The sequence below is a fragment of the Phyllobacterium zundukense genome (genome assembly GCF_002764115.1).
Lineage (GTDB): Bacteria > Pseudomonadota > Alphaproteobacteria > Rhizobiales > Rhizobiaceae > Phyllobacterium > Phyllobacterium zundukense.
Genome location: NZ_CP017940.1, coordinates 682,357 through 696,683, shown reverse-complemented (window position 1 = coordinate 696,683; position 14,327 = coordinate 682,357). Strand labels below are relative to the sequence as shown.

The 14,327-nt window shown below is 57.7% G+C and carries 14 protein-coding genes; 6 read left to right on the top strand and 8 right to left on the bottom strand.

The genetic code is table 11. The features are described from left to right. Window positions 1–20 precede the first annotated feature (20 nt). Complete coding sequence (locus tag BLM14_RS03425; RefSeq protein ID WP_099998098.1) at window positions 21–1,946, bottom strand: bifunctional 5-dehydro-2-deoxygluconokinase/5-dehydro-2-deoxyphosphogluconate aldolase; 1,926 nt, start codon at window positions 1,944–1,946, stop codon at window positions 21–23. Between the two features lie 198 nt (window positions 1,947–2,144). Here BLM14_RS03425 and BLM14_RS03420 point away from each other — a divergent pair, with 198 nt between their 5' ends. Both BLM14_RS03420 and vapC read left to right on the top strand, forming a co-directional pair. After that, window positions 2,145–2,357, top strand: coding sequence for a type II toxin-antitoxin system VapB family antitoxin (locus BLM14_RS03420; protein ID WP_099998097.1), 213 nt, complete (start codon window positions 2,145–2,147; stop codon window positions 2,355–2,357). Continuing rightward, entirely contained in the window at window positions 2,354–2,743 is a 390-nt protein-coding gene (gene vapC, locus BLM14_RS03415; protein WP_099998096.1) for a type II toxin-antitoxin system VapC family toxin, read from the top strand. The genes BLM14_RS03420 and vapC overlap by 4 nt, the downstream gene beginning before the upstream one ends. A gap of 3 nt (window positions 2,744–2,746) precedes the next feature. Here the strand turns inward: vapC and BLM14_RS03410 are convergent, their stop codons facing one another. Continuing rightward, window positions 2,747–3,580 (bottom strand): MurR/RpiR family transcriptional regulator, encoded by an 834-nt coding sequence (locus BLM14_RS03410; protein ID WP_099998095.1) that lies wholly within the window; start codon window positions 3,578–3,580, stop codon window positions 2,747–2,749. A 134-nt stretch (window positions 3,581–3,714) separates the two neighbouring features. Here BLM14_RS03410 and BLM14_RS03405 point away from each other — a divergent pair, with 134 nt between their 5' ends. Next, entirely contained in the window at window positions 3,715–4,824 is a 1,110-nt protein-coding gene (locus tag BLM14_RS03405) for a Gfo/Idh/MocA family protein (protein ID WP_099998094.1), read from the top strand. A 253-nt stretch (window positions 4,825–5,077) separates the two neighbouring features. On the opposite strand, the gene iolG is transcribed toward BLM14_RS03405, so the two are convergent. The 4 genes from iolG to BLM14_RS03385 form a co-directional block, all read right to left on the bottom strand. Next, window positions 5,078–6,067 (bottom strand): inositol 2-dehydrogenase, encoded by a 990-nt coding sequence (iolG, locus tag BLM14_RS03400; RefSeq protein ID WP_099998093.1) that lies wholly within the window; start codon window positions 6,065–6,067, stop codon window positions 5,078–5,080. A 111-nt stretch (window positions 6,068–6,178) separates the two neighbouring features. Beyond that, window positions 6,179–7,207 carry an ABC transporter permease gene (locus tag BLM14_RS03395; protein ID WP_099998092.1) on the bottom strand — a complete coding sequence of 343 codons (1,029 nt, stop codon included), beginning with the start codon at window positions 7,205–7,207 and terminating at the stop codon, window positions 6,179–6,181. 22 nt (window positions 7,208–7,229) lie between these two features. Then, window positions 7,230–8,771, bottom strand: a complete 1,542-nt coding sequence (locus BLM14_RS03390) for a sugar ABC transporter ATP-binding protein (RefSeq protein WP_100001011.1) — start codon at window positions 8,769–8,771, stop codon at window positions 7,230–7,232. Window positions 8,772–8,987: 216 nt separating this feature from the next. Beyond that, window positions 8,988–9,917 carry a sugar ABC transporter substrate-binding protein gene (locus BLM14_RS03385; protein WP_099998091.1) on the bottom strand — a complete coding sequence of 310 codons (930 nt, stop codon included), beginning with the start codon at window positions 9,915–9,917 and terminating at the stop codon, window positions 8,988–8,990. A 462-nt stretch (window positions 9,918–10,379) separates the two neighbouring features. Between BLM14_RS03385 and BLM14_RS03380 the strand changes: the two genes are divergently transcribed. Further along, entirely contained in the window at window positions 10,380–11,036 is a 657-nt protein-coding gene (locus BLM14_RS03380) for a phytochelatin synthase family protein (protein WP_099998090.1), read from the top strand. Between the two features lie 40 nt (window positions 11,037–11,076). Further along, complete coding sequence (locus tag BLM14_RS03375; RefSeq protein WP_099998089.1) at window positions 11,077–11,487, top strand: GFA family protein; 411 nt, start codon at window positions 11,077–11,079, stop codon at window positions 11,485–11,487. Window positions 11,488–11,968: 481 nt separating this feature from the next. On the opposite strand, the gene BLM14_RS03365 is transcribed toward BLM14_RS03375, so the two are convergent. Continuing rightward, window positions 11,969–12,367 (bottom strand): hypothetical protein, encoded by a 399-nt coding sequence (locus BLM14_RS03365; protein ID WP_099998087.1) that lies wholly within the window; start codon window positions 12,365–12,367, stop codon window positions 11,969–11,971. A 340-nt stretch (window positions 12,368–12,707) separates the two neighbouring features. Here BLM14_RS03365 and BLM14_RS30855 point away from each other — a divergent pair, with 340 nt between their 5' ends. Continuing rightward, window positions 12,708–12,920 carry a hypothetical protein gene (locus tag BLM14_RS30855; protein ID WP_133123914.1) on the top strand — a complete coding sequence of 71 codons (213 nt, stop codon included), beginning with the start codon at window positions 12,708–12,710 and terminating at the stop codon, window positions 12,918–12,920. 310 nt (window positions 12,921–13,230) lie between these two features. Here BLM14_RS30855 and BLM14_RS03360 read toward each other — a convergent pair whose 3' ends face one another. Next, window positions 13,231–14,058 carry a TIM barrel protein gene (locus tag BLM14_RS03360; protein ID WP_099998086.1) on the bottom strand — a complete coding sequence of 276 codons (828 nt, stop codon included), beginning with the start codon at window positions 14,056–14,058 and terminating at the stop codon, window positions 13,231–13,233. Between the last annotated feature and the right edge of the window lie 269 nt (window positions 14,059–14,327).

The window sequence follows — 14,327 nt, the reverse complement described above, 5'->3', positions numbered from 1 at the left end:
GTCTCCTCCCGGCCCGTATGCTATGCCGCTTGTTTGTTGCGGCTGGCAAGCCAGGCCTTGGTCAATTTTTCGAAACGATCCGCCATGTCGTCAATCGCCGCCTCATCCGAGATGCGGCCCGACAGCCAGTTTTCCGCCGCATCCATGAACAATGTTCGGCCGACGGCAAAGCCTTTGACCACCGGCGCATTCGCGGTCGCGGCAAAGGCGGCTTCCAGTTCATCCTGCGGCGCTTCCAGCCCCAGCAGCACGACGCCGCGGCACCAGGGATCGTTCTTCTCGATCACCGCCTCGATTTGTCTCCAGGCAGCGGCCGAGGCCTGCGGCTCAAGTTTCCACCAATCCGGCTTGATGCCAAGCGCATAGAGCTCTTCGAGCGCGGTGGGGATCGTATTGTCGTCGAGCTTGCCATGCTTGCCGGCGATGATCTCGATCAGCAATTCACGTCCCACCTTGCGCGCCGCCTCGAACAGCGTGCGCAGCTTTGCCTGCTGCTCTTCCTTCAGTTCTGCCGGATCGTCCGGGCGATAGAAGCACAGGCACTTGATGCAATGGTCGACTGGCCATTCCGCCAGTTGCGATCCGATATCCTGCGAAAACTCAAAGCGCAGCGGACGCGAACCCGGCAATTCCACCGGGCGACCCAGCCAATCGAAATTATGGCGGGCGAATTCGAACATGGCCTCGCGGCCGAATTTTTCATCCAGCAGCATGCCATAGCCACTGCGGCCATCCGCAACCTTTGCCGCGGCCTTTACCGCCAGTTCCTTGAAGGCGTGTACCCTGTCGACATCGGCGCCAAGCTTCGCGGCGAGGTCTTCCAGCTGGACGCGATGGTCGATGGCAAAGGCCATCATCGAAGGGATCTCGTGCCGGCGTGTCGTTGCCCAGTGCACGTGATTGATCGCCTCGTCCTTGCGCAGGGCATGGTACGGGCTGCCGTGCTTGAGGAAATATTGCAGCTCCTCAAAGGTCGGGATTTCCGGCGCACAGAGCAAACGCGAAACCGCGAAGGCGCCGCAGGCATTGGCCCAGGTCGCGGCAGTCGCCAGCGACTCGCCGCCAAGCCAGCCGCGCAGCAGCCCGGACATGAAGGCATCACCGGCGCCGAGAACATTGAACACCTCGATCGGGAAGCCCTTGCCGACAATGCCGTCTTCGAGATTGTCGGAAATAGCCCCTTCATAGACGATGCAGCCCATCGGACCGCGCTTGAGAACGATCGTGCCGCCCGACAGGGCGCGGATGGTCTTCAGGGCGCTCAAAAGATCGGCTTCACCGGAGGCGATCAGCACTTCCTCTTCCGTGCCGACAATCAGGTCGCAATCGGCAAGGACCGTCTTCAAATGGTTCGACACCGCATCGGAGGCGATATAGCGGCTGTCGCCGGCCGCGTGTCCGGCAAGTCCCCAGAGATTGGGCCGGTAATCGATGTCGAACACCACCTTGCCGCCCGCCTCTTTCATCAGGCGGATCGCCTTGCGCTGCGCCGCATCGGTGTTCGGCTTGGAGAAATGCGTCCCGGTCACCACCACTGCGCGCGCCGACTGGATGAAAGCTGGATCGATATCGCCTTCGTCCAGCGCCATATCGGCACAGTTCTCGCGATAGAAGATCAGTGGAAAGCTCTTGTCATTCTCGACCGACAGGATGACCAGCGCCGAAAGACGTTCCGGGTCGGTGATCACACCATCGGTGGCAACGCCTTCGCGCACCATCTGCTCGCGGATGAACCGGCCCATCTGCTCGTCGCCGACGCGTGACAACAGCGCCGAGCGCAAACCGAGCCGCGCTGTTCCGACGGCGATATTGGCCGGACACCCGCCGACCGACTTGGCAAACGAGGTGATATCCTCCAGGCGCGAGCCGATCTGCTGGCCATAGAGATCCACGGACGACCGGCCGATGGTGATGACATCAAGCGGCGTGCTTCCAGCTTTGTCCATGATAGTCCTCCCGATAGGCTGATAAGCCCGGCGTCAACGGCCGGGGAATTTTCCTATATGAAATAATAATTCTACCAAATCGTCAATATGGAATGTCTGTTCTTTTTCATATTCTACTATTTGATAAGATCGGACGGCATTGTAGATGCTAACGTGGATGTGTATATTTTGGTATAATCATACACATTGGAGGTTGGAATGCGCACAAATATCGAATTGGACGATAAACTGATGGCTGAGGCCATGAGGGTAACTGGCCTTGCCACCAAGAAAGCAACAGTCGAAGAAGCGCTCAAAAGGCTCGTGCGCCACTATGATCTAAAGAAAGTGCTGGACGAAATGGCCGGGGTTGGTTGGGATGGCGACCTTGATGCCATGCGGGAAGGTCGCTTTTGGGATGAACCGGAATGATCGTTGTCGACAGTTCAGTTCTTATTGCTCACCAACGTAACATCCCCATTCAGTCTGTTCAAAAGCTTAGATCTCTTAAAGATCTTAACTCGGTCATCGTTGGCGACCTCGTCATGCTTGAGATTTTGCAGGGCGCGCGAAGTGAAGCCGAGGCGAAGGCGACGGAGCAGCGCTTACGCAAGTTCGAGATACGCAACATGCTTTCGACGCACATTGCGGTGAGCGCTGCCCGAAACTACCGGTATTTACGTCTACAAGGGATCACAATTCGCAAATCCATCGACATGATCATTGGCACCTTTTGCATAGAAGGTGGACACCAGCTGCTCCACCATGATCGTGACTTTGGTCCAATGGTTAAACATCTCGGACTTCAAGTCCTTTAGTGATTACAGGCTCCGCCGCTTCTCCGCCACGCTGACCGTCAGCGCCATGGCAAGCGCCATCGTCCCGGACAATGAACGGAACCCGGAAAAGTCGCCTTCCGCCGCCTCGAACCACACCTTGGCCGATTGGGCGAGTGGTGAGAAGGCGCTGTCGGTGATGGCGACGACGGGCACATCCCGCGCCGCGAGTGCAGCCGCATGCTCGATCGTCGCCGATGCATAGGGCGAGAAGCTGATGGCGATGGCGGCATCGCTCGGGTTCGCAAAGGACAGGATTTCCGGATCGATGCCGGCGGTCGATTCGATCAATTGGTTGCGGATTTTCAACTTGCCGAAGGCATAGGCCATATAGGCCGTAATCGGATAGGAGCGGCGGCGCGCCAGCAGGTAGATCGTCTCGGCCCCCGCCAGGATATCAACCGCACGCTCAAGCACATCCTCTTCGACATTGTGTGAGATCGTCTCGATAGAGTGGCTGGCTGCGGTCAGGAATCCATTGAGAATGACGCGATTCTTGGAAAGACCGTGCGTGTCGCCGCGCAGCGCCGACAGCCGCTCCTCATAGGAGATTTGCCGCTCGCGCAGCCGCTCGCGGAAGACCGACTGCAGGCTGGTAAAACCGTCGAAACCCAGATGTTGGGCAAAACGGATCAGCGTCGAGGGCTGCACCCCCGCCGTCTGGGCGATGCTTGCCGCCGTACCGAAAGCGATTTCATCGGGATTGCTCAGCGCATAGGCGGCAATTTGCGCCAGGCGCTTCGGCAATACCTCGCGGCGATCGAGAATAAGGGTGCGAAGGGCCTCAAAGTCCCGCGGTAACGACGCTCCATCATCCATGCTTCCCACCCGAATCGTTCCCTGTGATATTCCGATGATACAAACAAAATAATTATATCAAAGCGGATCAGTTATTCCATTTTCCCCTGTTATAGATTATTTCAATCGACAACTGCAAGCGATGGGAGAAAGCAATGCTGGGTGTTGGACTGATCGGAACGGGCTTCATGGGCAAATGCCACGCGCTGGCATGGAATTCGGTTCGCGCTGTCTTCGGTGACGTGCCGCCGGTGCGCCTTGTCCATCTTGGTGAAGCCAATGCCGAGCTTGCCGTGCGCCGCGCCAATGAGTTCGGTTTTCAGAAAGGTTCCGGCGACTGGCGGGCCGTGATCGATGACCCCGAGGTCAATGTCGTCTCGGTGACGACGCCGAACCAGTTCCACCCGGAAATGGCAATTGCGGCGCTCAAAGCCGGCAAGCATGTCTGGTGCGAGAAGCCGATGGCGCCCGCCTTCAACGATGCCGAAGCCATGCTTGCGGCAGCGAAACAGTCCGGCAAGGTCGCAGCCCTCGGCTACAACTACATCCAGGGTCCCGCCATCCGCCATATCCGCAAGCTCCTCGCCGAGAAGATCATCGGCGACGTCAATCATCTGCGCATCGAGATGGACGAGGACTTCATGGCCGATCCCGATGCGCTGTTCTACTGGAAGCACGAAGCCACATCCGGCTATGGCGCACTCGACGATTTCGCCGTGCACCCGCTGTCGCTGCTGTTCACGCTGTTCGGTCGCGTTTCCCGTGTCATGTGCGACATGTCGAAACCCTACCCGACCCGCAAAACGCACGATGGCAGTGATCGTCCGGTCGAAACCTATGACAGCGCCAGCGTTCTGATGCATATGGAAAACGGCGTGGCGGGAACGCTGCAGGTCAACCGTTCCGCCTGGGGCCGCAAGGGCCGCATCGCATTGCAGATCTTCGGCTCAAAGGGCTCGATCCTGTTCGATCAGGAACGCGCCAACGAGTTCCAGCTCTATGTCACCGCCGACCGCCCCACAGAACAGGGCTACCGCACCATCCTGACGGCGCCGCAGCATGAGCCCTACGGCCAGTTTATCCCGGCTCCTGGCCATGGCCTCGGCTTCAATGATCTCAAGATCATCGAATGCCATGAGCTGGTCAAGCGCATCAACGGTCAGCCCGCCCACCTGATCGAATTTGCCGACGGGCTCGAGATCGAGCGGACCGTGCACGCCATGGCGCGCTCGTTCAACGAACAACGCTGGGTTGATGTGCGGTAGCGTCTTTGGGCATGGGAGCGCCGACAGACGATGCCGATTATCTCCCCCCTTGTGGGGGGCCGAAGGCGGGCGAGACCCGTGGCTCGCCCCGGTAGCGATTTCAGCATCTTAGCTCTTGCTAAGTGCTAGAAATCGCAAGAGAGGGGGTGTTTCTGGCGCTAACAAATCCCCTCTCTTGGATTTTCTAAGGGCTTAGCTGCGCTAGACTCAAGAAAATCCTTTCTCTCCCACAAGGGGAGAGATAACGGAGAACTCAAACCGTGATCGTCTTGCCTTCCTTGACCGAGCGCAGCGCCGCGTCGGCAAGCGCCAGCGCGATCAGGCCATCCTCGCCGCTTGGGCTTGCCTTCACGCCCGTCGCGATCGAATTGATGAAAGCGGCGATTTCGTTGGCATAGGCTTCCGTATAGCGCGTCATGAAGAAATCATGTAGCGGCGGGCGGGTATAACCGCTGCCATTGGCAATCTCGATCGAGACCGGCCGCTGGTTCTCCGCGGCCGCCAGGCCCTTTGAGCCATGCACTTCGATACGCTGGTCATAGCCGTAGGTCGCGCGGCGGGAATTGGAGATCACACACTGTTTGCCCGAAGCGGTCGAGAGGATGACGCTGACGCTGTCGTAATCGCCAAGCTCACCGATCTTCTTGTCGACCAGCACCGAGGCATGGGCGGTCACGGCAACAGGCTCCTCGCCCAGCAGGAAGCGGGCCATGTCGAAATCATGGATCGTCATGTCACGGAAGATACCACCGGAACGGCTGATATATTCAGCCGGTGGCGCGCCGGGATCGCGCGAGGTGATCGTGACCATTTCGACATCGCCGATGGCGCCATCGTCGATTGCCTTGCGTACGGCGGCAAAGTGCGGATCGAAGCGGCGATTGAAGCCGACCATCAGCGTGGCACCGGTTTCCTTGACCACCGCGAGGCATTGCCGGACGCGCTCCACGTCGAGATCGATCGGCTTCTCGCAGAAGATCGCCTTGCCGGCCCGGGAAAAGCGCTCGATCAGATCAGCATGCGTATCCGTCGGCGTGCAGATGATGACTGCGTCGATATCCGAAGCCTTCTCGATCTCGTCGATGGTGCGGATTTCACAGCCATGGGCGGCGGAGAGATCCTTGGCGGCCTGTTCGAAAGCATCGGCGACGGCGACGAGTTTCGCTCCCGCATTGGATGTCACTGCTTTCGCATGCACCTTGCCGATACGGCCTGCGCCGAGCAGGCCAAAACGTACAGTCATTTCATACCCTCTTAAAAGAAGCCCGGAAGGACCCGGGCGTTACAGATTGATTCTTGCCGTCAGTGCCGCGTTTATCTCCCCCCTTCAAGGGGAGAGATAGCCGGCGTCTCACTAGACTTTGCGCTTCTTCTGGCGATACACGTCCACGATCACGGCTGCAACGATGATCACGCCCTTGATGATCTCCTGGTAGTAGGCGTCCACCCGCAGGAAGGTGAAGCCGGAGATCATGACGCCGAGAATGATGGCGCCGATGACCGTGCCGGTGATGCGGCCGATACCGCCCGTCAGCGATGTTCCGCCAATGACGGCAGCGGCAATGGCATCAAGTTCGTAGGTGACGCCCATGCCGGCCTGTGCCGTTTGCGCACGGGCAGCCGTGACGATACCGGCAAGCCCTGCCAGCAGGCCGGCAATGGCATAGACCTTGATCAGGTGCTTCTCGATATTGATGCCGGAGACGCGAGCCGCCTGTACATTGGCACCGATGGCATAGGTGAACTTGCCGTAGCGCGTGTAGCGCAGTGCAATATGGAAGATCAGCGCCACGACCAGGAACACCACGACCGGCCAGATGCTGGTGCCGATGAAATTGAACTGATCGGTCAGACCCGAAACCGGCGAGCCCTTGGTGTACCATTTTGCCACGCCGCGCGCGGAGACCATCATGCCGAGCGTGGCAATGAAGGGCGGTATCTTGGTGTAAGCGATCAGCCAGCCATTGACGATACCGGCCAAAAGGCCAATGCCGAGACCGATACCGATAGGGATGAAAAACGGTAGGTCCGTCAATGCGGGATAGACCGGCCGGGCCCAGGTGGAGGACTGGGCGAAACTTGCGGCGATCATCGCCGTCATGCCGACGACGGAGCCGGAGGAAAGATCGATGCCGCCGGTAATGATCACCTGCGTCACGCCGACAGCGATGATGCCGATGACGGAGACCTGCAGGATGATGATCCGCAGGCGCTGCACATTCATCAGGAAGCTCTGTCCGGCAAAAATCCAGCCCAGTATCTCGAAGACCACTGCAATACCGATCAGCACCAGCAGGATGTTGACCTCTGGCGGCATGCGCCGGCGGTGCTTGCGCCCGAGTGCCGGTGTTGTTGCCTTGGCGGTTATCTGTTCACTCGTCATTGTTGTTTCCTCCCCGGGGCGCTCATTTTGAAGCGAGCTCCATTACCTTTACCTGGGTTGCTTCTTCTCGATCGAGAAAACCGGTCACGCGGCCCTCATGCATCACCATGATACGGTCGCTCATACCGAGCACTTCCGGCATCTCCGACGAGATCATGATCACCGCGACGCCCTGCTTGGCGAGCTGGGACACGAGGCGGTGAATCTCCGCCTTGGCGCCGACATCGATGCCGCGCGTCGGCTCGTCGAGAATGAGAATCTTCGGGTTGGTCAAGAGCCAGCGACCGATCAGCACCTTCTGCTGGTTACCGCCGGAAAGGTTTTCGACCGTTTCCTGCATGTTCGGCGTCTTCACGCGCAGCGCGTCGCTCATGGTCTTGCAGGCGGCGGTTACGCCCTTTTCCTGGACAAAGCCATATTTGACGAAACGGTCCTGCAGCACGGCGATCTGCATGTTTTCGAGCACATCTAGAATGAGCAGGCAGCCGGTTTCCTTGCGATCCTCAGTGATGAAAGCCATTCCATGGCTGATCGCCTGGTTTGGTGAATTCATCTTTATCGGCTTGCCGTTGATTTCGATGGTCCCTGCCGTTGCCGGCGTCACACCAAAAATCGTCTCGGCCACATTCGACCGGCCGGAACCGACCAGGCCGGCAACACCGAGAATCTCTCCTGCCCGCACTTCGAACGAAACGTCGTGGAACACGTTCTTCAGCGAAAGGTCCTTCACCGAAAGCACCACATCGCCGATCGGCACGGTCTCCTTCGGGAACATCTGGGTGATCTCGCGCCCGACCATCATCTTGATGATGTCGTCGCGTGTTACATCGGTCGAAAGATGCGTGCCGATATAGCGGCCGTCGCGGAATACCGAAAACTCGTCGGCAATCTCGAACAGCTCGCTCATCTTATGGGTAATGTAGACGATGCCGATGCCTTGTGCGCGCAGGTCGCGGATAATTGCGAAAAGATGTTCCACTTCGCGCTCGGTCAGGGCCGAGGTCGGCTCATCCATGATCAGCACATCGGATTCGTAGGAAACCGCCTTGGCGATCTCCACCATCTGCCGGTTGGCAACGCTCAGGTCGCGCACCTGGCTTTCCGGATCGAGCGCAATGTTGAGCCGCTGGAACAGTTCGGCCGTCATGTCGTACATCTTGCCATGATCGACAAAGCCGAAACTGTTCTTCGGCTCGCGGCGGATCCAGATATTTTCCGCCACCGTCATGAACGGCATCAGGTTCAGCTCCTGATGGATCATGGCGATGCCATTCTCCAGAGCATCCAAGGGTGACTTGAGGCGGATCGGCAGGCCCTTGAGATAAACCTCGCCCTGATCTGGAATATATATTCCAGCGAGAATCTTCATCAGAGTGGATTTACCGGCGCCGTTCTCGCCCATCAACGCGTGCACTGTGCCGCGCTTCAGCCGGAATTGCACGTTGTCCAGCGCCAGCACGCCGGGGAATTCCTTGCGGATGTTCTCAACGTTCAGAAGATATTCCGCCTGCGGTATGGCGCCACTGGCGCGCACCGCGGCCATGGTCGAGGGACTGACTGACATGATCATCTCCTCCCAGAGAGGCTTTATTATATACCGGAACGCACCGGATTGGTGCGTCCCGGATTACCGGCCCGGGAGACCGTTTGAGAATTCAGCCTGACGAGGCAGGTGGTGCGCTTTTCGAGAACCGGAGCGCAGTGGACTTTTTGGTCCATGAGCACCGGAAGCGCAGAAAATCGCATCAGATGCCCGTCAGGGTGGATTGGCAAAGGTCTCCTAATTGGACTTCTGGTACTTCGACAGGTTCTCCGGCGTCACCAGCTCGAAAGGCACATAGACCTTGGTCTCGACCTTCTCGCCCTTGGCAAGCTTGAGCGCTGCATCGACTGCACCCTGGCCCTGACCGGCGGCGTTCTGGAACACCGTCACGTCGAGGTCGCCGGCAGCCATGGCCGCAAGCGCGTCCTGCGTGGCATCGACACCGCCGATGACAACCGTGTCCATCGCGCGCCCGGCAGCCTTGAGTGCCTGGATCGCGCCAATGGCCATTTCGTCATTGTTGGAAACCACTGCATCGAACTTCAGACCGGCGGAGAGCCAGTTCGTCATCAGGTCGGCGCCCTGCGTACGGGACCAGTTGGCGGTCTGTTCTTCAACGATCTTGAGACCTTTGCACTCATCCGTGGCGATCACGTCATGAATGTCCTTGGTGCGCTGGCGCGCTGCCTGGTTGGACAATTCGCCCATCATGACAACGATATCGCCCTTGCCCTTGAGCAGGCGGCAGACTTCCTTGGTCTCGAGCGTACCGGATTCGACTTCGTTCGAAGCCACGAACGCCTGCTTCTCGGGAAGTTCGTTGACGTTCACCGGCTCCCGGTTGACGTAGACCAGCGGAATACCCGCTTCGGACGCAATCTTCGACATGGCAGCGGTAGCGTCCGTATCGACCGGGTTGACGATGATGGCGTCGACCTTGGATGCAATGAAGTTCTGGATCTGGCTCTGCTGCTTGGCGACATCGTTCTGCGCGTCCTCGACCTGCAAGGTCACGCCGTCGAGCGTCTTGGCATAGTCCTGCATACCGTTGCGCAGGACCGTGAGGAAGTTGTCATCGAACAGCGCCATGGAGACACCGATATTGGCGGCAAAGGCCGAACTGCTCATCAACGCAGAGACGGCCACAGTCATCAAAAATTTCTTCATTTCTTCTCCTCCACAAATGGTGCCCGGCCACACCGGCTTTAATCCGGAAGCTCCCCGCGCCTTCATAGTTCGCAGCCAACCTACCCTTGGCTTGCGAATATCCGGACGTGAAGAGTGCGCGAAGTTTCGCGCAAACTTGATTCTGAGCATCAATTACGGAACATACAGACCGTTGTACTCAGTTTCTGAAATATTTATTCCATTTTCTGTTCGCAGCGTCAAGCGGGATTCAGGAAAACCGGGCAATAATTGAGGGGTAATTTTTTGCACAGCTGCGCAATAAGACTTCTCGACCTCCAGGTGGAAGCCCTCATTAATTCAGTATCGAACAGCAAGACCGCCTATGGGGATAGAGGAGAAAAACACGGCAGGCGCCCCTGCACTTTCCTCGTTCCCGTTCAATTTGAAGTTTTGGCGTCCGACCGATAAAGTTTCGGCGACCAGGCTATCGAGGTTGTAGCGATGAGGCGTCGTTTCGTTTTCGGTTTGGTTGCCTGTACCGCCCTGCTTGCGGGTGCGGCATTTCTTGTCGTGGGGCAGACCAGGGTTTCGCCGGAGGCAATTCAAACCTCGGTCATCCGCACACCCGAATTGATAAATCGCGCATGGCAACTGCCAGTGGCTGCGACCTTCAAGCCAGAACTGGACTGGCAATCCAACGGCTCCCGATGCGGCCCGGCAAGCGTTGCAAATGCCTTCCGTTCCATCGGCGAGGAGGAGACGACCGAAGCAGCGGTTCTCGAAGGGACCGGAAAGTGCTGGACCGGCTTCTGCATCATGGGGCTCACACTTGATGAGCTTGCCGAGGTCGCACTAAAGCACACCGAACGGAAAGTCACCGTCCTGCGCAATCTCACGGCCGAAGAGTTTCGCGACCATCTGAGACGCGCCAACGACCCCAATCGCCGTTACATCGTCAATTTCACCAGAGAGCTGGTGTTTGGCGCGGGCAGTGGTCATCATTCGCCGATCGGCGGATACCTTGAAGCCGAAGATATGGTCTTTGTCCTCGATGTGAATGAGAATTACAGGCCGTGGCTCGTCGAGCGTGAACGATTGTTCCAGGCCATGGACACGTTCGACGGAGACAAGAAGCGCGGCTTGCTTCTGATCGAGTAGACCTGTTTGATTGCTGCAGATCGAACCGGAGGGATGGAACATGAAAGTTGATGGCGCATGCCATTGCGGCAGGATAACATTCACTGGCGATGTCGATCCCGGCGAAGTGAGCATTTGCCATTGTACCGACTGCCAGACTCTGACAGGGACGGCCTTTCGCGTATCGGTTCCCGTCGCAGCAAGTGACTTTCACATTCTGTCAGGCAACCCGAAAGTCTACATCAAGACCGCGGCAAGCGGCGCGCGCCGGGCGCAAGCCTTTTGCGCCGAATGCGGTACACCGCTCTATGCGACGTCAGATAGCCACAATCCCTCGGTCTACGGTGTTCGGGTTGGCACGCTCGCGCAACGTGCGGAACTGCGGCCGACCCATGCAGTCTGGCAGCGCTCAGCGCTTCCCTGGATACCCGCCATTGCAGATATCGTTGTTTATGACGAGGAAGATGATTAGCTGATCGAGTTCCCGGGGCTTCGCCGCGTTTTTAAACTATCGGCGTTTGAAAAAACTCGTTCTCTAGACGTTCGCAACGCCTAAAGACAAAGCGGCCCGACGGGAAAAACCTATCGGGCCGTTTCGTTCTGAAAAGTAAAAAAGTCTTGCTTTGAGCAAGAACGTCATACCACGCAAAGCGTCCACTCGCCTATCGTCGCATCGTTCGCAGCAGACTTGGCTCGATCTTCTGCTCGTAAAGATGCTCGATTCGCCGCACCGTCGTATAGAGCGGCTCGCGCGCCTCGCCAACGGCCAGCCGCCACACGGTCTCCCGCGGTCAACCGGCAGCTCTGGGGGATTTGCGATTGCGTCATTCCTGGGCCTGAAGGCCCGTTATCAATGCGGCAAATTGTTCGGCGCCGCTCGGCATGTTTTTTGAAATACACCCGAAGGCGTAGGCGGCAAGTTTGAGCGACGAGGGCTGTTTGATAAAGCTTACTTAGCTCGCAAGCTGAAAGAGTTTTCGGGTGCAGTAGAGCATCCATCCAATCCAGTGACCCAAGAGGTATATGGTCACGATAACGTAGCCGCAAATCAGCAACATGATCGTGCGGGTGGGTTCAAATCCCTGGATTGGCACAATCTGATGAAGAAGGTTCGCCAACCAGCCGAATTGCACGCTCCATTGGCAGCCGATCTCAGAGCAGTTTGACTGAAAGCCTGACAACGTAATTGCGAGCCACGCGAAGGAGAGCAAGCCAAAGTTTCTCCACGAATAGTCGCGGGCGACGATTTCCTTTTGGACTTTAATACCCGTGCGCATCATCAAGAACACGCCGACCAGAAGTATTAGGAGCCAAATGAACATAAACACCTCGTTCTGAGAACCAAGGGCCATGTTCTATCACTTGAGCTATTGAGCTAGCGTTCATTCGGTTGGTAAACTTTTATCGGTTGATGGCGTCACTGTTGCTCGGATCATGCGGCTTGAGCATGGTGAACTGAAAGGGCTGTGGGAGTATAATTTTCAGTTGGGCCACAGCGGCTTCCGATGCGGCGCTGACCAAGGACACGCCGATACACGCAATGCCGCTATATCAACTATCAGGACACGTTTTTTGCGTTTATTGCGACGCCATCTGCGGATGGTGGCGGGCTTGATTTGCCACCGCCGGATTGTCTGCCGGGCAGTTATGCGCGGCGGTAAAGTTTTAACATCGATATGATCAAATACGCATATGGATGAAGACAAAGACAAAGATAGTAAAGACAAGGAGTTTGAGGCGGTGTGGAGTGACTCCCACTCGACCAACATCAACACTCACCCCTTACGCCCTGTCGTGGGTGTGCTGTTTATAATTCTGCTGTTCGCTTGGTTCAGCATTGCAACGCGCTGCGATCCGATTTTGTCAAAGCCTTCGCCATTTGAGAAATCGAAGTCAAATATCTGAGCACAGCTGAAGCCATCAGGATATCTTCGAGCGCTATCAGCAGCTTCGTCGTCATCGAACGGCCCTCAACATCGTGATCGCGTCGGCAACCTTGACCATGTGTTCCGGCGACAACACTTCCCGCAGAAGATTGTTTTCCTGCTGCATGGCGGCGAGCGGGTTCGACAAATCGCTCGGTATATCCGAAGCACTCGATGAACTTCGCAAAAATCCACCTTAATTCGTGCGGTCTGGCCGGAGTGGTAGACCGCCTACCTATCTCTACAAACCTTCGGCCGGAATGAAGCGGCCGGGAACTGCCGTCCACTATTCAAACCAGTCCGGCTTTGATCGTGTCCATGCTGGCCGAAAGCGCCGCGGATGGATTTTCCAGCTCCTGTACCTCGCGCGCAAAAGGTTCGAACGAGAACAGGCCATCATAACCCTGATCGAGCAGGGCGCGCATCTGTCCGATATTACCGAGGCGGTCATCCGCATCGACAAGCACGCGGTGCGGGTCGCGCATGTCGCTGACAGTGACGTCGGGATCGGTCACGCCGGAAATATGGACGAGGCCCGTCATCGCCGGGAAGAGTTCGGGTTCACCGGCGAGGTGATGGTGGAACGTGTCATGCACGAGTTTGAAGCGGTCCTGGCCGCCAATCGCCTCGATGGCCTCGGCGGCCTCGCGCTTGGAGCGCAGCGAACAGATCTCGAATCCCAGCGGCTCGACGAAGCCGATGAGACCGCGGTCCTCGAGGATCGGCTTCAGCGCCTTCAGCGCGGTGCGCAGGTTGGCCTGCCGCTCGCCGTCCTGTTGGCCGGAACCGTCATTGACCGGGACGAGGACCAGCGCCCTCGCGCCGACATCCCGGGCATAATCGGCAAGCTCGATTGCTTCCTTCTCGCGCTCTGGCGTCCACTCGTTGAAGCGCTGCAGCGCATTGATCGTGGCGATGCGCACGCCGGCCTCCTCGGCCAATGCCCGGACTTCCGCCGCGGGGGTGCCGTTGACGATGGCGTTGCCGTCGAGGTCGTTGCGGATCTCGACATCGCTGAGGCCGAGAGACTTCGCCAGCTGGAAGAAGTCGCGCGGCGACAGGCCCGGGGCGACCATATGGTTGATTGCAAAAACAGGGTGAGAAATTGTGTCGGTCATCCGAATGCCTCCCGGTGGTGCTTGAAAAGGTCTGCTGCCGGTGGTTGCAACGGCCCGCAAATGTCGGGCGCAACCATCTGTCGGGACCGCCATTGCGTCAATCCGCATCCGGTCGGAAAAACTATCATTTCTGATAGATTCTGCTCTGGCCGAAAAGCCGGATGCGATTTCCGGTATCCTGAACGTTCTTTGAGAGAAGTTGATCATTCTCACACGAAACCTGTCGATTCTCGCACATGAATCCGCGATTCTGGTACAAGAAATTCTAC

Bases quoted from the DNA above. Each gene is read 5' to 3' on its own strand.
- BLM14_RS03410 (WP_099998095.1), bottom strand. From the start codon at position 3,580: ATGGATGATGGAGCGTCGTTACCGCGGGACTTTGAGGCCCTTCGCACC.
- BLM14_RS03390 (WP_100001011.1), bottom strand. From the start codon at position 8,771: ATGTCAGTCAGTCCCTCGACCATGGCCGCGGTGCGCGCCAGTGGCGCC.
- BLM14_RS03360 (WP_099998086.1), bottom strand. From the start codon at position 14,058: ATGACCGACACAATTTCTCACCCTGTTTTTGCAATCAACCATATGGTC.
- iolG (WP_099998093.1), bottom strand. From the start codon at position 6,067: ATGACTGTACGTTTTGGCCTGCTCGGCGCAGGCCGTATCGGCAAGGTG.
- BLM14_RS03380 (WP_099998090.1), top strand. From the start codon at position 10,380: ATGAGGCGTCGTTTCGTTTTCGGTTTGGTTGCCTGTACCGCCCTGCTT.
- BLM14_RS03365 (WP_099998087.1), bottom strand. From the start codon at position 12,367: ATGGCCCTTGGTTCTCAGAACGAGGTGTTTATGTTCATTTGGCTCCTA.
- BLM14_RS03395 (WP_099998092.1), bottom strand. From the start codon at position 7,207: ATGACGAGTGAACAGATAACCGCCAAGGCAACAACACCGGCACTCGGG.
- BLM14_RS03385 (WP_099998091.1), bottom strand. From the start codon at position 9,917: ATGAAGAAATTTTTGATGACTGTGGCCGTCTCTGCGTTGATGAGCAGT.
- BLM14_RS03405 (WP_099998094.1), top strand. From the start codon at position 3,715: ATGCTGGGTGTTGGACTGATCGGAACGGGCTTCATGGGCAAATGCCAC.
- BLM14_RS03420 (WP_099998097.1), top strand. From the start codon at position 2,145: ATGCGCACAAATATCGAATTGGACGATAAACTGATGGCTGAGGCCATG.
- vapC (WP_099998096.1), top strand. From the start codon at position 2,354: ATGATCGTTGTCGACAGTTCAGTTCTTATTGCTCACCAACGTAACATC.
- BLM14_RS30855 (WP_133123914.1), top strand. From the start codon at position 12,708: ATGGATGAAGACAAAGACAAAGATAGTAAAGACAAGGAGTTTGAGGCG.
- BLM14_RS03375 (WP_099998089.1), top strand. From the start codon at position 11,077: ATGAAAGTTGATGGCGCATGCCATTGCGGCAGGATAACATTCACTGGC.
- BLM14_RS03425 (WP_099998098.1), bottom strand. From the start codon at position 1,946: ATGGACAAAGCTGGAAGCACGCCGCTTGATGTCATCACCATCGGCCGG.